The organism is Pseudomonas sp. NPDC090755 (genome assembly GCF_044769005.1).
GTDB lineage: Bacteria > Pseudomonadota > Gammaproteobacteria > Pseudomonadales > Pseudomonadaceae > Aquipseudomonas.
In genome coordinates this window covers 112,448-132,349 of record NZ_JBIVXC010000015.1, presented here as the reverse complement: position 1 = coordinate 132,349, position 19,902 = coordinate 112,448, and the positions used below count along the sequence as shown (strand labels likewise).

General features: G+C 65.3%; 19 protein-coding genes. 8 read left to right on the top strand and 11 right to left on the bottom strand.

Going from position 1 to position 19,902, the window contains the following annotated elements; translation table 11 throughout:
* Positions 1-86: 86 nt before the first annotated feature.
* From ACIQUS_RS20460 to ACIQUS_RS20415, 10 genes are read right to left on the bottom strand one after another with little or no spacing between them, the layout of a single operon-like run.
* Complete coding sequence (locus ACIQUS_RS20460) at positions 87-1,814, bottom strand: long-chain-fatty-acid--CoA ligase (RefSeq protein WP_403050555.1); 1,728 nt, start codon at positions 1,812-1,814, stop codon at positions 87-89.
* A gap of 47 nt (positions 1,815-1,861) precedes the next feature.
* On the bottom strand, positions 1,862-3,097 hold the full coding sequence (locus ACIQUS_RS20455; RefSeq protein WP_403050552.1) for an acyl-CoA dehydrogenase family protein: 1,236 nt from the start codon (positions 3,095-3,097) through the stop codon (positions 1,862-1,864).
* A gap of 10 nt (positions 3,098-3,107) precedes the next feature.
* On the bottom strand, positions 3,108-4,025 hold the full coding sequence (locus ACIQUS_RS20450; RefSeq protein WP_403050549.1) for an SDR family oxidoreductase: 918 nt from the start codon (positions 4,023-4,025) through the stop codon (positions 3,108-3,110).
* Positions 4,026-4,055: 30 nt separating this feature from the next.
* On the bottom strand, positions 4,056-5,210 hold the full coding sequence (locus tag ACIQUS_RS20445) for an acyl-CoA dehydrogenase family protein (RefSeq protein WP_403050546.1): 1,155 nt from the start codon (positions 5,208-5,210) through the stop codon (positions 4,056-4,058).
* Positions 5,211-5,238: 28 nt separating this feature from the next.
* A complete protein-coding gene (locus ACIQUS_RS20440) occupies positions 5,239-6,042 on the bottom strand; it encodes an enoyl-CoA hydratase/isomerase family protein (protein WP_403050539.1) in 804 nt (267 codons plus the stop codon).
* A gap of 16 nt (positions 6,043-6,058) precedes the next feature.
* Complete coding sequence (locus ACIQUS_RS20435; protein WP_403050536.1) at positions 6,059-6,793, bottom strand: SDR family oxidoreductase; 735 nt, start codon at positions 6,791-6,793, stop codon at positions 6,059-6,061.
* Positions 6,794-6,804: 11 nt separating this feature from the next.
* Complete coding sequence (locus tag ACIQUS_RS20430; protein ID WP_403050533.1) at positions 6,805-7,953, bottom strand: thiolase family protein; 1,149 nt, start codon at positions 7,951-7,953, stop codon at positions 6,805-6,807.
* A gap of 4 nt (positions 7,954-7,957) precedes the next feature.
* Positions 7,958-8,356 carry an OB-fold domain-containing protein gene (locus ACIQUS_RS20425; RefSeq protein WP_403050530.1) on the bottom strand — a complete coding sequence of 133 codons (399 nt, stop codon included), beginning with the start codon at positions 8,354-8,356 and terminating at the stop codon, positions 7,958-7,960.
* A gap of 28 nt (positions 8,357-8,384) precedes the next feature.
* Positions 8,385-9,584 (bottom strand): acetyl-CoA C-acetyltransferase, encoded by a 1,200-nt coding sequence (locus tag ACIQUS_RS20420; RefSeq protein WP_403050527.1) that lies wholly within the window; start codon positions 9,582-9,584, stop codon positions 8,385-8,387.
* Between the two features lie 50 nt (positions 9,585-9,634).
* A complete protein-coding gene (locus tag ACIQUS_RS20415; RefSeq protein WP_403050524.1) occupies positions 9,635-10,786 on the bottom strand; it encodes a CaiB/BaiF CoA transferase family protein in 1,152 nt (383 codons plus the stop codon).
* A 280-nt stretch (positions 10,787-11,066) separates the two neighbouring features.
* Between ACIQUS_RS20415 and ACIQUS_RS20410 the strand changes: the two genes are divergently transcribed.
* The 7 genes from ACIQUS_RS20410 to ACIQUS_RS20380 all read left to right on the top strand — a co-directional run bounded on the left by ACIQUS_RS20410 (position 11,067) and on the right by ACIQUS_RS20380 (position 18,189).
* Complete coding sequence (locus tag ACIQUS_RS20410) at positions 11,067-11,903, top strand: enoyl-CoA hydratase/isomerase family protein (RefSeq protein ID WP_403050521.1); 837 nt, start codon at positions 11,067-11,069, stop codon at positions 11,901-11,903.
* A gap of 137 nt (positions 11,904-12,040) precedes the next feature.
* Complete coding sequence (locus ACIQUS_RS20405) at positions 12,041-13,180, top strand: acyl-CoA dehydrogenase family protein (protein ID WP_403050518.1); 1,140 nt, start codon at positions 12,041-12,043, stop codon at positions 13,178-13,180.
* A gap of 24 nt (positions 13,181-13,204) precedes the next feature.
* Positions 13,205-14,392 (top strand): lipid-transfer protein, encoded by a 1,188-nt coding sequence (locus tag ACIQUS_RS20400; RefSeq protein ID WP_403050515.1) that lies wholly within the window; start codon positions 13,205-13,207, stop codon positions 14,390-14,392.
* A 61-nt stretch (positions 14,393-14,453) separates the two neighbouring features.
* The gene (locus ACIQUS_RS20395) at positions 14,454-14,894 is read left to right on the top strand and encodes a MaoC family dehydratase N-terminal domain-containing protein (protein ID WP_403050512.1); all 441 of its coding nucleotides are present in this window, start codon (positions 14,454-14,456) and stop codon (positions 14,892-14,894) included.
* Between the two features lie 12 nt (positions 14,895-14,906).
* Positions 14,907-15,323 carry a MaoC family dehydratase gene (locus ACIQUS_RS20390; RefSeq protein ID WP_403050509.1) on the top strand — a complete coding sequence of 139 codons (417 nt, stop codon included), beginning with the start codon at positions 14,907-14,909 and terminating at the stop codon, positions 15,321-15,323.
* Between the two features lie 25 nt (positions 15,324-15,348).
* The gene (locus tag ACIQUS_RS20385) at positions 15,349-16,170 is read left to right on the top strand and encodes an SDR family NAD(P)-dependent oxidoreductase (RefSeq protein ID WP_403050506.1); all 822 of its coding nucleotides are present in this window, start codon (positions 15,349-15,351) and stop codon (positions 16,168-16,170) included.
* A 36-nt stretch (positions 16,171-16,206) separates the two neighbouring features.
* The gene (locus tag ACIQUS_RS20380; protein ID WP_403050503.1) at positions 16,207-18,189 is read left to right on the top strand and encodes an alkyl/aryl-sulfatase; all 1,983 of its coding nucleotides are present in this window, start codon (positions 16,207-16,209) and stop codon (positions 18,187-18,189) included.
* Between the two features lie 111 nt (positions 18,190-18,300).
* Here the strand turns inward: ACIQUS_RS20380 and ACIQUS_RS20375 are convergent, their stop codons facing one another.
* Positions 18,301-19,392: an SDR family oxidoreductase gene (locus ACIQUS_RS20375; RefSeq protein ID WP_403050500.1), complete on the bottom strand. Its 1,092-nt coding sequence runs from the start codon at positions 19,390-19,392 to the stop codon at positions 18,301-18,303.
* 74 nt (positions 19,393-19,466) lie between these two features.
* Here ACIQUS_RS20375 and ACIQUS_RS20370 point away from each other — a divergent pair, with 74 nt between their 5' ends.
* Positions 19,467-19,868 (top strand): MerR family transcriptional regulator, encoded by a 402-nt coding sequence (locus ACIQUS_RS20370; protein ID WP_403050497.1) that lies wholly within the window; start codon positions 19,467-19,469, stop codon positions 19,866-19,868.
* Positions 19,869-19,902 lie beyond the last annotated feature (34 nt).

Genomic DNA, 19,902 nt, shown 5'->3' with positions numbered 1-19,902 from the left:
GTTGCGTTACCCACGCTGTGCCGGGCCGGTCGTCACCCCGTTACCGTCGGTGACGCACAGCCGTTGGCAGCGGCGTGGCACGGGGGTCAGGCACCTGCCCTGGCTTGCTCACGCGCCTGCAGTTCGCGCCAGGCAATCTTGCCGGTGGCGTTCTTCGGCAAGCTGTCGACGATCTCGACGATGCGCGGCGCCTTGTAGGTCGCCATGTTTTCGCGACACCAGCTGAGCAGGCTGTCGATGCTGTCGGTGGCACCGCTGCGCAGGGTCACCACGGCCTTGACGGTTTCCCCGCGCTGCTTGTCGGGCACGGCGATGACGCAGGCTTCGAGCACCGCCGGATGGCTGCCGAGCATGGCCTCGATTTCCGCCGGCCAGACCTTGTAGCCCGAGGCGTTGATCATCCGCTTGAGGCGATCGCGCATGTGCAGGTAGCCGTCTTCATCGATGCAGGCCAGGTCGCCGGTGCGCAGGAAGCGCTTGCCGTCGATGACCACGAAGGCGTCGGCATTGGCGTTGTCGTTGTTCCAGTAGCCGAGCATGATCTGCGCGGCATGGGCGATGATTTCGCCGACCTCGCCCGGCTCGACCGGTTGCAGGGTCTGGGGGTCGACCACGCGCACCTCGGCGCCGAAGGTCGGAATGCCCAGGCAGCCGCGCTTGGGATTGCCCAGCGGGTTGGTGCACAGGAACGACGCAGTTTCGGTCAGCCCGTAGCCTTCGATGTACTCCAGGCCGTAACGGTCCTTGAGCAGGTCGCTGATGTGCTGCGGCGTCGCCGCGCCACCGCCGGTGATGATCGCCAGGCTGCTCAGGTCGCGTTGCTCGATGCCGGGCTGGGAGAAGAAATCCACCAGCATGCTCGGCAACGCGGCCCAGAACGTCACGCCATGGCGCTCGATCAGCTCGACGGCGATTTCCCGGTCCCAGCGCGCCATCAGCACGATGGTACTGGCGTTGTAGATCGCCGCGTTGACATTGGTCTGCAGGCCCAGCAGATGGAACAGCGGCGCCACCGCGAGGAACACCGACCCCAGGTTGGTCGGGCGCCACAGCGACGAGCCGACGAAGGAGGTCATCACCGTGCGGTGGGTGTGCACGCAGGCCTTGGGTTTGCCGGTGGTGCCCGAGGTATAGGGCAGCATGCACAGGTCGTCCGGCCCTGCCAGGTGTGGCGCCGGCATTCTGGCCTGGGCCAGCGCGTCGTTCCAGAGCACGCCGCCGGCAAACGCCACGCTGGCCGGCGAGCGCGGGCGCAGCCAGTGCGGCAGGTTCAAACCGCCATCGTCCGCGCCCAGGGCATCGCCATAGGCATGGACGATCACCTGCTCAAGGCAGGTCTTGCCCACCAGCGGCGCGATCTGCGCAACCAGTTCCTGACCGACGAAGGCCACGGTGGCGCCGCTGTCGCTGACGATGTGTTCCATCTCCTCCAGCAGCAGCATGGCGTTGGCCGGCACCAGTACGGCGTCGGCGCGCAGGATCGCGTAGTAGGCGGCGATGAACTGGGGGCAGTTCTGGCTGAACACCACCACGCGGTCGCCGCGCTGGATGCCGCACACCTGCTGCAGGTACGCCGCCATGTGCTCAACGTCGCGCAGCAGTTGGCCATAGGTGTAGGCCGCGCCGTAGAACTGCACGGCGGGCTTGTCGGGATAACGCCTGGCGGCCACCTCCAGGTTGTAGAAAATGCTGGTCTGGGGAATGTGCACCTGCCCTGCGGGCACATGGGCCGCGTGTCGTGGGTCGACACACAGTGCGCCGGTCGGTCGCTCGATCACATCCGTTGCTGTGGGGTACGGGTGGAAATGGACCATCGCTGTCTCCAGCGGCGCCCCTGCAGGAGCGCCGGTGATCGTTGTCGTTAATGGAATGTGCTGTCGCCATCGAGCAGGCGCTTGGCGATCGTGCGGCGCTGGATCTCCGAGGTACCGTCGGGGATGCGCATGGTGCGGGCGAAGCGGAAGCCCTCCTCCAGGCGCAGCTCGTTGGTCAGGCCCATGCCGCCATGCACCTGCATGCAGCGGTCCATGACCCGGCAGAGCATTTCGGTGGCCGAGGCCTTGATGATCGAGACTTCCTTGGTCGCCGCCTTGCCCTGGTCGAGCAGCCAGGCGCAATGCTGGATCATGGTCTTGGAGGCGTAGATATCCATGGCGCACTCGGCGAGCATGTTCTGCACTGACTGGTGCTCGGCAATCGGCTTGCCGAAGGTCTTGCGCACCTTGGCATACTCGATGGCCTGCTGCAGCGCCCACTCGGCCAGGCCCAGGCAACCGGCGGCCATGCCGACGCGGCCGGCATTGACGCCGTCCAGGGCCACGGAAAGGCCCCGGTCGACCGGGCCCAGGCGATGGCTGTCGGGAACACGCACGTTGTCCAGGGTGACGATGCCGATGTCGGCACCCAGGTGGCCCATGGTCGGAATCACGCTGGGCACGGCGAAGCCCGGGGTGTCGGTGGGCAGGAAGAAACCGGTGATGCCGCCGCGGCCGGCGCGGGCCTTCTCTTCGTCGGTAATGGCGAAGATCATCGCGTAGTCGGCATACGGCGCATTGGTGATCCACTGTTTGGTGCCACTGATCAGCCAGTCGTCACCGTCGCGTACCGCGCGGGTACGCATGGCGAACACGTCGGAGCCGGCATCCGGCTCGCTCAGACCGAAGCACAGGGTCTTCTCGCCGCTGGCGATGCCCTCGCGGTACAGGTCGAGCACGGCCGGGTCCATGTGCTTGAGCACCGGCGTCAGGCCATTGGTGAATGGCGACGGCAGGACGACGGTCTGGATCAGGTGGCGGGACGGCCCGACATAGGCGTTCAGACGCTCCTGGATATACACCGCCGCCTGAGCGCCGAGGCCACCGCCGCCAAGCGCTTCGTCGCTCAGTGCGGTGTAGAAGCCGGCCTGGGCCGAAAGCAGGCGAACGCGCTTGCGCAGTTCGCTGACGGCCGGTGCGTAGCGCCCGTCCTCGGTGTACAGGTGACGCTCGTTGTGCAGCAGCGCCGCGTGTTCCTTTTCGAGCGGTTCGACCTCGCGCTCGATGAAACGGATCAGTGCGTCGCCGAAGGCTGCCCATTCACTGGGAAGTGTGAAATCCATGGTGATCTCCTCAGACCGGATCCCAGCCAAACACGCTGGCCGAGACGTCCGGTGGAACGAATGACGGCGCGAACGCCGGTAACAGGTGCGCAGCGAAGGCCTGAGCCGTCCAGCCCTCGCCACGGTGCAAGGAGCGCACGGGCCGCGGCTGGCTCATCAGGAACACTTCGTTGCGGCGCATAGTGAAAATCTGGCCGTTGACGGCGCTGGCGGCATCGCTGCACAGGAAGACCGCCAGCGCGGCAATGCCGTCGGGGGTCAGGCGCTTGATCTTTTCCACCCGGGCGGCCTGGGCCGGGTCGTCGGCCGGGATCGAGCCGACCATGCGGCTCCAGGCGAAAGGCGAGATGCAATTGGAACGAACGCCGTAACGCGCCATGTCCAGGGCGATGGACCTGGACAGGCCGACAATGCCCAGCTTGGCCGCCGCATAGTTGGCCTGGCCGACATTGCCGATCAGGCCCGAACTTGAAGTCATGTGCACGAAGGTGCCGCCCTGCTGAGCGCGAAAATGGCTGGCGGCCGCGCGGCTGACGTTGAAGCTGCCGAACAGGTGCACCCGCACGACTTCTTCGAAATCCTCGGGGGCCATCTGATGGAAGATCCGGTCGCGCAGGATGCCGGCGTTGTTGACCACGCTATCGATGCGCCCGTAGGTGTCGACGGCGGCCTCGACGATACGGTTGGCGCAGGCCCAGTCCGCCACGCTGTCGCGGTTGACGATGGCCTGGCCACCTTCGCGGCGGATCAGTTCCACCACCTCCTGGGCCGGGTCTTCGTCAGTGGCGTGCCCGGTTACCGAGACGCCGACATCGTTGACCACCACCCGGGCGCCGTGGCGGGCCATTTGCAGGGCGATCTCGCGACCGATCCCACGGCCGGCGCCGGTGACGATTACCACCTTGCCTTGCATCATCTGTTCGCTCATACACTCTCCCGTGGTCATTGCCGGCGTCACTCAGCGAAATGCGCTGAAACCGGTGATTTCGCGGCCTTGAATGAGCGCCAGGATGCCGTTCATGCCATCCGGCACCTGGAACATGCGGGCATCGCGCCACATGCGCTCGATGCCCAGCTCCTCGGTGATGCCCATGCCGCCATGCACCTGCATCGCCAGGTGCAGCGCGCGTTCGCAGGCCTGGGTGGCATAGCGCTTGGCCATCGCCGAGCTGCCGTTGGCACGCAGGCCACGGTCCATGGCGTCGAGCGCCTGGTAGCAGAGCAAGCGTGAAGTGACGATCAGGGTTTCGATGTCCGCCAGGTCCTGCTGCACCAGTTGGTGCGCCGCCAGCGGCTTGCCGAACTGTTCGCGGACCTTGGCGTACTCCACGGCCATGTCGAAGGCCTTCTGCGCCAGGTGCACGCACATCAGGCCGATCAGCGGACGGTTGCCGTTCCAGCCAACGGTCAGCGTCTTGGCCGCATCGCCGGCTTCGCCGATCAGGTTGCAGCGGGGAATCCGGGTTTGCTCGAAGACGACTTCGCTCAGGTGGCCCTGCTGCAGGCCGGTGACGCCGATCTCTCGCACGTCCACCTCGCTCTGGCTGCGGTCCACCAGCGCGCGCTGGGCGATCGGCCGGCCGCGCTCATCGACGCCCAGGGTGCACGACACGTTCAGCACGTCGCACACCGAGGCGTTGGTGATCCACATCTTGCGGCCGGTGATCCAGGCGCTGTCGCCGTCCACGCGAATGCGCGTCTTGACCGCGTTGGAATCGGAACCTGCGTTGACTTCGGAGTTGGCGGTGCAGGCGATCTTGCGGCCGGCGATCAGGTCCGGCAGGTAGCGCTGGCTGATTTCTTCCGGGCAGCCGCTGTAGATGCGCGCCACCGTGCCTTCGTGGGAAATCAGCGAGATCGCCACCACCGCCGGCAGCTGTTCGAGGATCAGGCCGTAATCGAGCATCGCCAGGCCACCACCGCCGACCTCGACCGGCAGGCGCGGGGCGGTAATGCCCAGCTCGGCCAGGGCAGCATAGATGTCCAGCATCGCGGCCTTGGGCAACGGCTTGTCGAGCGGATGGCGGGCCAGCACCGGATCGATGCGGTCGCGCACCATGCGCTTGGCCGCATCGATCATCATTTCCTGGGATTCGGTTGGAGCAAAATTCATGTCGGTTATCTCGCAAAGCGTGAGAACGTCAGGCGCCGGTGTAGCGCGGCGCACGTTTTTCGGAGAAGGCCACGCGGCCTTCGATACGGTCCTTGCTGTCACGCAGCAGGCCCCAGTGCAGGTTGGACTGGGCGACGAAATCACGCGGGGCCATATGGGCGGTCTGCAGTGCCAGCTTCTTGATCGACTGCACGGCCAGCGGGCCGTTGGCGGCGATGCGTTCGGCCAGCTCCATGGCCATTGCCTGCAGACGCTCACGGGGCACCAGGTCGCTGATCAGGCCGATGCTCAAGGCTTTCTGCGCATCGATGCGCTCGCCGGTCAGGGCCATTTTCATGGCCACCGCCGCCGGTACCGCGCGCAGCAGGTACTGGGTGCCGCCCACCGCCGGAATGCTAGCGACCTTGGCTTCGGGCAGCGCGAAGGAGGCCCCTTCACAGGCGATGCGCAGGTCGCACTGCAAGGCCAGCTCAAGACCACCGCCCAGGCAGTAACCGTTGATCGCGGCGATGACCGGCTTCCAGATCTCCAGGTCGCTGAGGTCGATCAGCCGGGTATAGCCGCCCTCCTCGGCGTCGCCCTCACGGGTTTTCAGCGTGCCGCTGGCAAAGCTCGTGGCCGGCGGCAGCGTGGCCTTGAGGTTGGCACCGGCGCAAAAAGCCTGCTCGCCGGCACCGGTCAGTACGATCACCCGTACCTGGTCATCGTCCTGGCACGCGCCGAGGACTTTGCGCAGGTGTCGCAGGTCGCCAATGGTCAGCGCATTGTGCGACTCGGGGGCGTCCAGGGTGATCACTGCCACGTGCTCGATGATCTTGAATTGAATGGCCATCTTGGTTTTCCTGCGTTTACACGCTTGGGCTGGACAGCGAGCGACCGCCGCAGACGTACAGGGTCTGGCCGGTGATGTAGGAGGATTTCGGATCGGCGAACATCAGCACCGCCTGGGCGATATCGTCCGGCTTGCCGATACGGCCGACCGGAATGGTCGCCATGATCTTGGCGCGCTGCTCGGCGCTGAGCGGGTCGAGGATCGGCGTGTCGATCGCACCGGGCGCCACCGCATTGGCGGTGATACCGTGCTTGGCCAGCTCGATGGCCAGCGAGCGGGTCAGGCTGACCACTCCGCCCTTGGCGGCCGAATAGTTGGCCTGGCCGAAAGCACCGAGCCAGGCGCGCGAGGAAATGTTGACGATGCGCCCGAAGCCCTGGGCGATCATGCCCGGGACCACGGCCTTGGCGCAGAGGAATTGCGACTTGAGGTTGACGTCGACGACCAGGTCCCAGTCCTGCTCGGTCAGGTTGACCAGGCGCTTGTCACGGGTCACCCCGGCGTTGTTGACCAGCAGGTCCGGGGTCTTCCAGCGTTCGCTGACCTGGGCCACGGCGGCCTCGATGTCAGCCAGGCTGGTGACATCGACGCGCAGGCCCATCAGGTCGTCGTGCTCGGCGACCAGGGCGTCCATGGCGGCCTGGTTCAGGTCGAAGATGGCGACGGCATACCCTTCGCGCAGCAGCGCCTTGCTCAGGCCAAGACCGATGCCCTGGGCACCGCCGGTAACGATAGCGACTTGTTTGTTCATGGTGTTGCTCCTCACAGTCCCAGGATATGTACGGCCGAAGCCGCGTGATCGACGCCGGCGATGCCGCCGCCGGTGCATTGCGTGAGCGCCAGTTGCGCGCCATCGACCTGACGGTCGCCGGCGCGGCCTTGCAGTTGCCAGACCGCCTCGACCATCTGCGCCACCCCGGTGGCGCCCAGCGGGTGCCCCTTGGCCAGCAGGCCGCCGCTCGGGTTGACCACCACCTGGCCGCCCAGCGTGGTGGCGCCGCTTTTGAGCAGCTCGTGGGCTTCGCCGCGCTTGCACAGGCCCAGGGCGTCGTAATAGATCAGCTCGGCGATACTGAAGGCGTCGTGCAGCTCGACCACGTCCAGGTCGGCGGCCGTGACACCGGCCTGCCGGTAAGCCTGGCTCGCGGCGCGCGCGGTGATTTCGGCGGCCAGGATGTCGTCGCTGCCGGTTTCGCAGAGGCCCGACTGGATCACCGAGGCCATGATCCGCACCGGCCTTGCGCGATGTGTCGGCGCCTTGGTGGTCAGCACCAGCGCGGCGGCGCCATCGACGGCCGACGGGCAGCACTGCATCAGGGTCAGCGGGTCGAAGACCATGCGCGAGTTCATCACCTCGTCGAGGCCGACCGGGGTGCGGGTCTGGGCGTAGGGGTTGAGCGCGCCATGGGCACGGTTTTTCACCGCCACCGCGCCCAGTTCCTCGGCGCCCACATTGAACTCGTGCAGGTAGCGCGTGGCGCGCATCGCGTAGATGGCCGGCAGGGCCATGCCGGCGCGGGCATAGAGCCGGGTCATGTAGTCGTTGGTCTGCAGCGGGATGGTGCCGCCCCCCAGGGCGGTCAGCTGCTCGACGCCGAACACCACCACGGTGTCGTAGATCCCTGCCTGCAGGGCATGGCAGGCCAGGTGCACGCCGGTGGCGCCGCTGGCGCAGGCGTTCTCGACGTTGTAGATCGGCAGGCCCGAGAGCCCCAGGTCACGCAGCAGCACCTGGCCCAGGACCATGCCGCCGAACACGTTGGCGCCGTAGAACGCCTGGATCGAACCGAGCTCCACGCCGGCATCGGCGACGGCGCCGAGCACCGCGCGCTGGGTCAGGTCCTGCATGGAGGCGGTATGACGGCCGAACGGGGTCATGTCGACGCCCGAGATGTAGACAGGCTTGCTCATGCCCTTACTCCTGATCGAACGGTTGGAAGGTGTAGATCGGACCCTGCTCGGTCTGCGCGATGGTCAGCTTCAGCGGCTCGCCGATGGCAGGTGTGCGACCTTGCGGGTAGTCCATCCGGGCGAATACCCGCAGGCCTTCCGGGAAATCGGCCAACCCCAGCGGCTGAGGCGCCTTGTTCAGCTTCGGGCTGGAGTGGACGATGGTGTAGCTGTACAGCACCGGCGTGCTGGCGATCTCGACCTCTTCGCAGTCCTTGGACAGCGGCGAGGTCGGCGGCAGCGGCGGGAAATGCAGGTCGGCATGGCCCGCCCGGCGGCAGGCCAGCAGGACGACGCGGCCGTCCCGCTCGCGCCAGGGGTGTTCGCTCGCCGATGGCGTGGGGGCGTTGCTTGCAAAAGTCATGGTGTGTTCCTTTCAGTCCTGTTCGCTGTCAGATGCGCTCGAAAACCGCGGCCAGCCCCTGGCCGCCGCCGATGCACATGGTTTCCAGGCCGTAGCGGGCACCGCGGCGCTCCATCTCATGGAGCATCGAGGTGAGAATGCGAATGCCCGTGGCGCCGATCGGGTGCCCCAGGGAGATGCCCGAGCCGTTCACGTTGACCCGTGAATCGTCTTCCAGCCCCCACTCGCGCAGGCATGCCAGCACCTGGCCGGCGAAGGCTTCGTTCACTTCGATCAGGTCCATGTCGCTCAGGCTCAGGCCAAGGCGCGGCAACAGGCGCGCCACCGCCGGCACCGGGCCGATCCCCATGCGCAGCGGGTGGCAGCCGGCCGCGGCCCAGCCCACCAGGCGCGCCATGGGCTGCAGCGAGTGGCGCGCCAGGAACGCCTCGGACACCACCAGGCAACCGGCGGCGGCATCGTTCTGCTGGCTGGCGTTGCCAGCGGTCACAGTGCCGTCGCGAAGAATCGCCGGCAGGCGGGCCATCGCGTCGAGGTTGGCGTCTTCGCGAATGCCCTCGTCACGGCTGAAAAGCCTGGGTTCGCCCTTGCGCTGCGGTACCTGGACCGGCAGCACTTCCTTGTCGAACAGGCCGGCCGCCCAGGCCTGCGCGGCACGCTGGTGGCTGCGCACGGCCCAGCGGTCGGATTCCTCGCGGGTGATGCCGTAGTCGCGCACCAGGTGCTCGGCGGTCTCGGTCGCGCCGCCCTTGCAGTCGCCGTAACGGCTGATGGGCTGCGAGTTGACCCGGCCGCGATCAAGACGGTCGTGCATGCGCACGTCGCCCATGCGCGCGCCCCAGCGCATGCTGGTGCTGTAGTACTCGATATTGCTCATGCTCTCGACACCCGCGACCATCACCGCTTCGGCGGCGCCGGTCTGGATCTGCATGGCCGCGTCGATCACCGCCTGCAGGCCCGAACCGCAACGCCGGTCCACGGTGTAGCCCGGCGTCTGGTCGGCAAGTCCGGCCAGGGAGGCGGCATAACGCCCCATGCACGGCGCTTCGCTGGACTGGTACGACTGGGCGACGATCACTTCGTCGATCAGGTGCTGTGGCACCTGGGAACGCTCCAGCACAGCACGGATGACCTGGGCGGCCAGCTCGGCGGCCGACAATGGCGCAAGGCTGCCACCGAACTTGCCGATGGGGGTGCGCAAGGGAGAAACGATGTAGGCGTGGGACATTGTGCGTCTCTTGTTGTTGTCGATGGGGTTCGCGGATGTACGTCACGGCTTCAATGGAAACCCAGGCCCGCCTGGCGCAGGCGCTCGATGGCCGCCTCGTCGAAGCCCCAGTCGCGCAGCGCCTCCCCGCCCTGCCCGCCGCGAGCCACCGCCGCACGCGGGTGAGCCGAAGGGGTGCCGAGAAAGCGCGGCGCCGGTGCCGGCTGCACGACCCCGTCGACTTCGATGAAGCTGCCGCGCGCCTGGTTGTGCGGGTGCACGGCCGCTTCGGCAAAACCCAGGACCGGAGCGACACAGGCATCGGTTTCGGCGAACACGGCGCTCCATTCGTCCCGGGTGCGGCTCAGGAGGGCGCCGGTGAAGGCCTCGCGCAGGGTCGGCCAGCCGGCACGGTCGTGCTGGGCAGGCAGGCTGGCGGCATCCAGGCCGAGCGTTGCCAGCAGCTCGCCATAGAAACGCGACTCGACCGGGCCGATGGCCATGTACTGGCCGTCACGAGTGCGATAGGTGTCGTACCACGGCGTACCGCCGTCGAGCAGGTTGCTGCCGCGCTGTTCGCTCCAGTTGCCGTTGGCGACCAGGCCGAAGAAGGTCGCGCCCAGTTGCGCAGCGCCTTCGGTCATCGCGGCATCGACCACCTGCCCCGCGCCACCACGCTGCACATTCATCAAGGCCGCCAGCACGCCCATGGCCAGCAGCATGCCGCCACCGCCGTAGTCACCGACCAGATTCAGTGGAACCAGCGGCCGTTCGCCAGCCTGGCCAATGGCCGAGAGCACACCGGACAGGGCGATGTAGTTGATGTCGTGGCCGGCGCGCTGGGCCAGCGGGCCGTGCTGGCCCCAGCCGGTCATTCGCCCGTAAACCAGTTTCGGATTGCGTGCCAGCGCCTGCTCAGGTCCCAGGCCCAGGCGCTCCATGGCACCGGGGCGCAGGCCTTCGATCAGCACGTCGGCGCTCTCGATCAGTTCAAGGGCGACCTCTACGCACTTCGCACACTTGAGGTCCAGCGTCACCGAGCGCCGGTTACGGCCGGTGATGTCGATGCGGGGCGCGTCGAACTTCGGCCCCAGGTCGCCATTGGCCACCGGGCGCTCGATGCGGATGACATCGGCGCCCATGTCGGCGAGCAGCATGGTGCCAAACGGCGCCGGCCCGATGGCTTCAAACTCCACAATGCGAATTCCGCTCAGTACACCCATGTTTCAACCCCTGCCAACCGTGCGAGGAAGCGTCAGCGGACGCTCCGGTTCATGTGTTTTGCGCAGGGTCCCGGGTTTCAATCCGACAGCCCCGCCATTGCCACCCAGTAGAGCAACGGCGGCAAGCGGGGCGACCACCCGCGCCGGGTGGCGGGTGCGCGATGGGGCACGGCAGAACGCCTGGCCACCCGCGCCTGGCCACCCGAGCCGGGTGGCGCTGGGCGGGGGCCGGTCACGTGCAATGGAAAGCACAAGACCCGATGAGCATGAGGCTGCTTGCATGAACCCCGAAACCATCCAGTACCGCGAGTCCCGGCTGACCCTTCAGGACGGTATCGCCGTTTTCTCCCATGAGGCCCCCGGCGCGCGTAACGCCCTGTCCATGGACATGCGCCAGGACTACGCGCAGATGCTTGAGCGTGTAGAAGTCGATCGCAGCATTCGCGCGCTGGTGATTACCGGTTCCGGCGGCAGTTTCTGTGCCGGTGGCGACATCCGCTCGCTCAAGCAACGCCTGGGCAGCACCGATCCGGAACTGAACTCGCCCAACGCCATGCGCCGCCGCATGCGCACCCTGCACCACTGCCTGACGCGTTTGCGCAATCTCGAAATTCCGGTGATCGCTGCCGTGGACGGGCCTGCCTACGGTGCCGGGTTCTCCATCGCGCTGCTTGCGGATTTCGTGCTGGCTTCCAGCCGTGCGGCGTTCTGCATGTCCTTCTCCAAGATCGGCCTGGTGCCGGACAGCGGCGCCATGTACACCCTGCCGCGCGTGGTCGGCATGCACAAAGCCAAGGAGCTGCTGTTCACCGCCCGCCGCGTGGATGCCAGCGAAGCGCTGGACCTGGGCATCGTGCATTCCATCCATGCGCCCGAGGCGCTGCTCGAACAGGCCCTTGCCTTCGCCCGCCTGTTCCTCAATGCGCCCCGCGACTCCATGGCCATGGCCAAGAACCTGCTGAACAAGACCTTCGAAACCCCCTACGACACCCATGTGGAACTTGAAGGGCTCGCTCAGGGCGTGGTTTCGGTCACGCCGTACCACGACGCCGCCATCGCCCGTTTCCTGCAGGGCGAGGCGTCGCTGCTGGACTGGGATCGCGACAGCGAAGCCTGACCCCCTGAACGCCACCCGCCGCGGGTGGCGTTCACCGCTTGCCGCGCACCTACCGTAGGACAGCGCGATCACGTTACCCATAACAACAGCGGGTCCCAGGCCATGCCTGCAGGCCCCGGAACAATCAGGAGCGCACCGTGCATATCGCCCGCACCGTCTATCGCGAAGACCATGAGATTTTCCGCACTACCGTGCGCCGTTTTTTCGAGCGCGAGTGTGTACCGCGCCAACCACTCTGGGACAAGGCCGGGCAATGGGACCGGGAAACCTGGCTCAAGGCCGGTCGTGAAGGCCTGCTGGGCGTCACCATCCCCGAAGAGTACGGTGGTGGCGGCGGTGACTTCGGCCATAGCGCCATCTACAACGAGGAGTTCGCCCGTGCGGGCCTGTCCGGCAACGGCATGGGCATGCACTCGGACATCATCGCGCCCTACATCAGTCGTAACGGCAGCGAAGAGCAGAAACAGAAATGGCTGCCGGGCATCTGCAGCGGCGAGATCATCCTGGCGATTGCCATGACCGAGCCTGGCACAGGCAGCGACCTCAAGGCCGTGCGTACCACCGCCGTGCGCGACGGTGACGAGTACGTGATCAACGGCAGCAAGACCTTCATCAGCAACGGCCTGTCCGCCGACCTGATCATCGTCGTCTGCAAGACCGACCCGGACGCCGGCGCCAAGGGCATCAGCCTGATCGCGGTCGAAGCGAACCGCGCGGGCTTTCAGCGCGGACGCAAGCTGGACAAGGTCGGCCAGCACGCCCAGGACACTGCCGAGCTGTTCTTCGACAACGTGCGTGTGCCGGTCGGCAACCGCCTTGGCGAAGAAGGCAAGGGCTTCGCCTACCTGATGGGCGAGCTGCCCCAGGAGCGTTTTTCCATCGCCGTCTCGGCCGCCGCCCGCCTCGAGGTCTGCCTGGAGCACACCCTGGACTACGTCAAGGCCCGCAAAGCCTTCGGCCAGAGCGTCTGGGACTTCCAGAACAGCAAGTTCAAGCTCGCCGACATCAAGGCCCAGGCCACCGCCGTGCGCCTGATGATCGACCACTACCTGGACGAGCACATGCGTCGCCGCCTGACCCTGGAAGAGTCGGCCATCTGCAAGCTGTTCGCCACCGAAACCCTGGGCAAGGCCCTCGACGAGATGGTCCAGCTGCACGGTGGCTACGGCTACATGATGGAGTACCCGGTGGCCCGCGCGTTCGCCGACATGCGGGTGACGCGCATCTACGGCGGCACCAGCGAAGTCATGCGCGAAATGATCGCCCGCAAACTCTGAAGACAACAACAAAGGAAACTAGGCATGAGCAATAAAGTATTCGTCGCCGGCGTCGGCATGATCCCGTTCAAGAAGCCGGGCACCAGCGAAACCTACGACGTCATGGGTGAGCAAGCCATCCGCCTGGCCCTGGCCGATGCCGGAATCGACTACGCCCACGTTCAGCAGGCCTACGCCGGTTACGTCTATGGTGACTCCACCTGCGGCCAGAAGGCCCTGTACCGCGTCGGCATGACCGGTATCCCGGTGGTCAACGTCAATAACAACTGCGCCACCGGCTCCTCCGCGCTGTTCCTGGCGCGCCAGGCCGTGGCCAGCGGCGCGGTGGAGTGCGCCCTCGCCTTCGGCTTCGAGCAGATGAACCCCGGCGCCCTGAAGTCGGCCTGGACCGATCGTCCGTCGGCCCTCGAGCACGCCAACAACCTGGTCGAAGAACTGATCGGCCCGAGCGATGTGCCAAGCAACGCAATCCGCCAGTTCGCCGGCGCCGGCATGGCGCACATGAAGAAGTACGGCACCAAGCTGGAAACTTTCGCCAGCATCCGCGCCAAGGCCAGCCGGCATGCCGCGCGCAACCCGCTGGCACTGTTCCGAAACGTGGTCACCACCGAAGACGTGATGGCCTCGCCGATGCTCTGGGACGGTGTGATCACTCGCCTGATGGCCTGCCCGCCGACCTGCGGCGGCGCCGCCGCGATCATCGTTTCCGAGGCCTTCGCCAAAAAGCACGGCCTGCGCACCGACGTGATGATCACCGGCCAGGGCCTGGCCACCGATACGCCGAGCACCTATGAATCGCGCGACATGATCCGCGTGGTCGGTTTCGACATCACCCGCCTGGCCGCCAAGACCGCCTACGAGCAGGCCGGCATTGCCCCGACCGACATCGACGTGATCGAACTGCACGACTGCTTCGCGCAGAACGAACTGCTGACCTACGAAGCCCTGGGCCTGTGCCCTGAAGGCGCCGCCGAGCGCCTGGTCAGCGACGGCGACAACACCTATGGCGGCGAGTGGGTGGTCAACCCGTCCGGCGGCCTGCTCTCCAAGGGCCACCCGCTGGGCGCCACGGGCCTGGCGCAATGCTACGAGCTGACCCACCAGCTGCGTGGCACTGCCGAACAACGCCAGGTCGAAGGTGCGCGCATCGCCGTGCAGCACAACCTGGGCCTGGGCGGTGCCGGTGTCGTGACCGTGTACCAAAAGAACTGAGTATCCACCTGTAGCCGCTCACCGCGCAGCGGCTACAGGATGCCTACAGGAGCTGCAAGACATGATCGACAAGAAGCACATCGGCAAGCAACTCGCGCCGTTCCAGGTCACCGCCGACGCCGGCCAGCTGCGTTTCTTCGCCAAGGCCATCGGCGAGACCAACCCGATCTATTTCAGTGAGCAAGTCGCCCGTGACGCCGGCCACCCTGGCCTGCCGCTGCCGCCGACCATGCTGTTCTCCCTGGCGTTCGAGAACCCGTCGCAAGGCTGGCGCGATGAGCTGGGGATCATTGCCTCGCGCATTCTGCATGGCGAAGAGTCGTTCACCTACCACCGCATGGCCTATGCCGGTGACACCCTGCGCTTCGACGTGCGGATCGCCGACATCTACGACAAGAAAGGCGGCGCGCTGGAGTTCGTGGTGCGCGAAACCCGTGTGACCAACCAGCGCAACGAGCACGTGGCGGACCTGCGCACCGTCCTCGTGCAGCGCAATGGCTGAAGGAAGAAACCCATGAGTACAGTCAACTACGATGCCCTGCAGATCGGCGATCAAATGCCGCCCCTGACCCTGGCACCGATCAACCGCACCACCCTGGGCCTGTTCGCCGGCGCTTCGGGCGACCACAACCCGATCCATATCGACACCGACTATGCGCGCAAGGCCGGCATGCCCGACGTGTTCGCCCACGGCATGCTGTCGATGGCCTACCTGGGCCGGCTGCTGACCCAATGGGTCGACCAGCGCCAGCTGCGTGAGTTCGGCGTGCGTTTCCAGGGCATCACCCACCTGGGCCACCAGATCACCTGCAGCGGCAAGGTCGTCGAAAAATTCGAAACCGACGGCGAACGCCGGATCAAGGTTGAAATCCGCACCGCGAATCAGTACGGCGACCTAAAAATCGTCGGCGACGCTGTGATCGCACTGTAAAGACCCCAGATAGGAGAGCCGTACGATGAAACTCGACAATAAAGTAGCACTGGTCACCGGTTCCGGCCGCGGCATCGGCCAGGCCATCGCCCTGAAACTGGCCAGCGAAGGCGCCCGTGTCGTGATCAACGACCTGGACCTGGAACCGGCTCAGGAAACCGCCGAACTGATCCGCAAGATGGGCGGCGAAGCCGTCGTCTGCCACGGCAACGTCAGCGCCCCGGACTTCGCCGAGCGCTACATCAAGACCGCGATGGACAACTACAAAGGCATCGACATCATCGTCAACAATGCCGGCTACACCTGGGACGACGTGGTCCAGAAGATGAGCGACGAGCAGTGGTACGCCATTCTCGACTGCCACATGACCGCGCCTTTCCGCATCCTGCGCGCCGCCTACCCGATCATCAAGGCACAAGCCCAGGCCGACGCCGCCGCCGAGCGCGAAGTGTTCCGCAAGGTCGTCAACATTTCCTCGGTGTCGGCACTCAACGGCAATGCCGGGCAGATGAACTACAGCGGCGCCAAGGCCGGCGTCATCGGCATGACCCGCGCCCTGGCGCGCGAGTGGGGCCGCTTCAAGGTCAACGTCAACGCCGTGGCCTTCGGCTTCATCGAGACCCGCATGACCACGGTCGATGCCCACGCCGGCGCCACCGTGAAGATCGACGGCCGTGACATCCGTGTCGGCATCAACCCGGATGCCGCCAAGTCGTTCGCCCAGCGCAACCCGCTGGGCCGCCCGGGTACCACCCAGGAAGCGGCCGACGCGGTGTACCTGTTCTGCTCGCCCGAGTCGAACTACATCACCGCCCAGACCATCGCTGTGGCCGGTAACCTGCAATAAGCCTCCGGCGCCGTACAACATAAAAAGGAAGCCTTCATGAAACGCAACTTCAACTTGTCCGGCGCCGTGTTTGGCGTAACCCTCATTGCCAGCCTTGGCCAGCCCGCGCTGGCCGGGGCCGAATCGCTCAGCCAGCCGGCGAGCAGCATCACCCAGGCGAAGAACGCCGCAGTGCTCGATACCCTGCCCTTTAGCGACCGCACCGACTACGAGTCGGTCACCCGCGGCCAGGTGGCGCCATTCCATGGCCAGGTGAAGAACGCCGGCGGCAAGGTCATCTGGAACACCGATGCCTACCGTTTCCTCGATGCAGACAAACCAGCCAGCACGGTCAACCCCAGCCTGTGGCGGCTGTCGCAGCTGAACAACCATGCCGGCCTGTTCGAAGTGGCGCCGGGGCTGTACCAGCTGCGCGGCATGGATGCAGCAAACATGACCATCATCGAGGGCGATGACGGGTTGTTCGTCATCGACCCGTTGAGCACACAGGAAACGGCCCGCGCCGCACTCGAGTTCTATTACCAGCACCGCCCACGCAAACCGGTGGTGGGCGTCGCCTACAGCCACAGTCATACCGACCATTTCGGTGGCGTGCGCGGCGTGGTCGACGAGGCGGACGTCAAGGCGGGCAAGGTCAAGATCTTCGCCCCGGCGGGTTTCATGCAGGAAGCCATCAGCGAGAACGTGTTCGCCGGCACCGCAATGGGCCGCCGTGCGCAGTACCAGTTCGCCAGCCTCGTCCCGCCTGGCGAACAGGGTTCGGTCGACGTCGGCATGGGCAAGGCCATCCCGATCGGTGGTACGTTCACCCTCATCGAACCCACTGACCTGATCAGGAACACTTACGAAACCCATACCATCGCCGGTATCGACATCGAGTTCCAGCTGACGCCGGGCACCGAGGCACCGGCCGAAATGAACTTCTACCTGCCGAAATGGCGGGCGCTGTGCATGTCTGAAAACACCACCCAGATGATGCACAACATCCTCACCCCGCGCGGTGCCCTGGTGCGCGATGCCAAGGCCTGGTCCCGGTACATCGACGCCAGCCTGCAGCGCTACGGCGACAAGACCGATGTGATGTTCGTCTCGCACAACTGGCCGACCTGGGGCGCCGAGCGGATCCGTACCCTGCTGGCCGATCAGCGCGACATGTACGCGTTCCTCAACGACCGTACGCTGCATCTGCTCAACCAGGGCCTGACCCCGACCGAAATCGCCGAAAAGATGGATCGACTGCCTGGCGAGCTGGAGAAAAAGTGGTACACCCGCAGCTACTACGGCTCGCTCAGCCATAACTCGCGTGCGGTGTATCAGCGCTATCTCGGCTTCTACGATGGCAACCCGGCGAGCCTCAACCCGCTGACACCGGTCGACGCAGGGCGGCATTATGTCGAAGCCATGGGCGGCAGCGAGGCCGTGCTCAAGAGGATGCGTACCGCTTACGACAAAGGCGACTATCGCTGGGTGGTGCAACTGGGCAATCACCTGGTGTTCGCCGAGCCTGGCAACAAGGCCGCCACCGCGCTGCAGGCCAATGCCCTGGAACAGCTCGGCTACCAGTCGGAGAACGCCCTGTGGCGCAACATCTACCTGACAGGCGCCATGGAGCTGCGCAGCGGTGTGCCGGACTATGACTCCGGCAGCGCCAAAGTCGACTACATCAAGGCCATGGACCCTTCCCTGTTCTTCGACTACCTGGCCATTCGCCTGGATTCGGACCGGGCCCAGGGCCACGACATGACCCTCGACTGGGTGTTCGAGGACCTCAAGCAGAACCACGCACTGATCCTGCGCAACGGCGTGCTGACCCATCGTGCCGACCAGCTCAACGGCAACAGCGACGTCACCGTGCGCCTGGACAAGAGCACCCTGGACCAGATCAGCCTGCGCAAGCTGGACTTCCCCACGGCGATCAAGCAAGGCCTGGTGAAAGTCGAGGGTGACGGCAAGAAGCTTGGCGATTTCTTCGGCATGCTCGACAGCTTCAAGACGCAGTTCAATATCGTCATGCCTTGATCACCGCTGGCGGCAGCGGCAGCGGCATCGGCCTTGTCCAGGCACGGATGTCGCTCTCGCCTGGTTTGACGATCACGGCAATGCCCGGCCAAGCCCGCGTTGCCGTGATCGTTACGCGATAGATCGTTTGTACCTGCGTTTCGAGCGCCAGTGTGAGTTGACGAACCTAGCAGTGTGCTCAAGCGCCTCGCGGATATCGGGTTTGGCAATGCCATGCCGGTTGGCAAACTGTTCGTCCGCTGCTGTATCAAAACGTGTGGTCTGAATGAAATCCAGGGCCTCGACGTCTGTATTCAAGAATCGCGCAATAGGTGGAACGCTCAGTAGCCACTTCATCAGACGCAGCGAAACGTGATGCTTCGGCGGCTTCACGCCAAGTGGCTGCGCCACCTGCGCCAGGAGCTCTCGCAAATTGGGCGTCTGATCATCAAGCGCCAGCAATTCCTGGCCCGCCATGGTGGGGTCGAAAGCACAGGCCGCCACCAGTTCAACCAGGTAATCCACGGTGACCAGCGGCAGCCAGTGCTCAGGAGTACCCGGCACTGCCGCGAGCTTACCTTGCACCAGGTTGCGTACCAGCTCCATCAGGGGCTGCCCCTCAAGGATGTGTCCCGTGCGGCTATGGCCACACACTGTCGCGGGGTGGACAACGGTCATTTCCCCGCCCAGGGCCGACATAAGCTGCAGGGTTGCAAAATACGCCTCCAGCTTGCTGCCCTCGTAACCACCGACCTGCCGGTAGACCGCGGGCCAGTCCGTCAACGCCGGATGATCGGCAACAATGCCGATTTTCTGCAGGTGCTGGTCATTCTTCAGCATGTAGCCGCCGATCAACACCAATCGACTGTTTTGTTCAGCCGCCAACAGCGCCACCCGCTTCGCGCCCTCGACATTCACTGCCCGTGACTGTTGCAGCGAAAGTCCCCATGCGAACTGGGCGCCCAGATGAAATACAACGCTGGCATGACGTACAACGGCTCGGTCGCAAATACTCAGACCAAGGTCGCTGCGCGCAAGATCTCCGGCTACGGCAAACACCCGGGCAGCGTTCCCCCCAAGGCTGGCAACTTGCTCACGCAACGCCGCGAGTCGCTCCGCACGACGCATCAAGACCCGAACCTTGTGCCCCTGTGCACTCAAGTAGGCCACCAGATGCTGTCCGATGAAGCCGGTACCCCCGGTAACAAAGCACTCCACGCTCATTTCCCTGTTCCTTGGTAAGGTGAGAAATCAAGCGTAAACTATCGACCCAACTCTACAGTCAAGCGGTAGTTTTCATGAGAATCGGCGAACTCGAGCGCCGCAGCGGTGCAAGTCGACATACGCTGCGTTACTACGAACAGATCGGTCTGATCTCAGCGCAGCGAAGAACCAACAACTACCGCGTCTACACCGAGCAGACCCTGCAGGATCTGGACTTTATCCAGCGCGCACAGAGCATGGGGTTTTCCCTTGGGGAAATAGGCGAGATTCTGGATGCGCAGCGCAACAAGCTGATCGATTGTGCTGCCGGCGCGAAGCTCATTGAAAAGAAGATGGCAGAGATCAAGCAGAAAATCGTCAGCCTCCAGAGCATTTATCGGTATCTGGATGAGGAGCGCATAAACTTTGAACGCAGTGCTGCCGAGCAAGCCGCGCTACAGAAGTTGAACAGCGCTTGCCCATCACCCCGCCCCTGATTCCAGCCCTTCCCCTGCTGGGGTCGGGCGTCGC

Coding starts and splice junctions, on each gene's coding strand:
- ACIQUS_RS20380 (WP_403050503.1), top strand. CDS start 16,207: ATGAAACGCAACTTCAACTTGTCCGGCGCCGTGTTTGGCGTAACCCTC.
- ACIQUS_RS20375 (WP_403050500.1), bottom strand. CDS start 19,392: ATGAGCGTGGAGTGCTTTGTTACCGGGGGTACCGGCTTCATCGGACAG.
- ACIQUS_RS20420 (WP_403050527.1), bottom strand. CDS start 9,584: ATGTCCCACGCCTACATCGTTTCTCCCTTGCGCACCCCCATCGGCAAG.
- ACIQUS_RS20450 (WP_403050549.1), bottom strand. CDS start 4,025: ATGAGCGAACAGATGATGCAAGGCAAGGTGGTAATCGTCACCGGCGCC.
- ACIQUS_RS20440 (WP_403050539.1), bottom strand. CDS start 6,042: ATGGCCATTCAATTCAAGATCATCGAGCACGTGGCAGTGATCACCCTG.
- ACIQUS_RS20410 (WP_403050521.1), top strand. CDS start 11,067: ATGAACCCCGAAACCATCCAGTACCGCGAGTCCCGGCTGACCCTTCAG.
- ACIQUS_RS20400 (WP_403050515.1), top strand. CDS start 13,205: ATGAGCAATAAAGTATTCGTCGCCGGCGTCGGCATGATCCCGTTCAAG.
- ACIQUS_RS20415 (WP_403050524.1), bottom strand. CDS start 10,786: ATGGGTGTACTGAGCGGAATTCGCATTGTGGAGTTTGAAGCCATCGGG.
- ACIQUS_RS20460 (WP_403050555.1), bottom strand. CDS start 1,814: ATGGTCCATTTCCACCCGTACCCCACAGCAACGGATGTGATCGAGCGA.
- ACIQUS_RS20445 (WP_403050546.1), bottom strand. CDS start 5,210: ATGAATTTTGCTCCAACCGAATCCCAGGAAATGATGATCGATGCGGCC.
- ACIQUS_RS20385 (WP_403050506.1), top strand. CDS start 15,349: ATGAAACTCGACAATAAAGTAGCACTGGTCACCGGTTCCGGCCGCGGC.
- ACIQUS_RS20395 (WP_403050512.1), top strand. CDS start 14,454: ATGATCGACAAGAAGCACATCGGCAAGCAACTCGCGCCGTTCCAGGTC.
- ACIQUS_RS20430 (WP_403050533.1), bottom strand. CDS start 7,953: ATGAGCAAGCCTGTCTACATCTCGGGCGTCGACATGACCCCGTTCGGC.
- ACIQUS_RS20455 (WP_403050552.1), bottom strand. CDS start 3,097: ATGGATTTCACACTTCCCAGTGAATGGGCAGCCTTCGGCGACGCACTG.
- ACIQUS_RS20435 (WP_403050536.1), bottom strand. CDS start 6,793: ATGAACAAACAAGTCGCTATCGTTACCGGCGGTGCCCAGGGCATCGGT.
- ACIQUS_RS20370 (WP_403050497.1), top strand. CDS start 19,467: ATGAGAATCGGCGAACTCGAGCGCCGCAGCGGTGCAAGTCGACATACG.
- ACIQUS_RS20390 (WP_403050509.1), top strand. CDS start 14,907: ATGAGTACAGTCAACTACGATGCCCTGCAGATCGGCGATCAAATGCCG.
- ACIQUS_RS20425 (WP_403050530.1), bottom strand. CDS start 8,356: ATGACTTTTGCAAGCAACGCCCCCACGCCATCGGCGAGCGAACACCCC.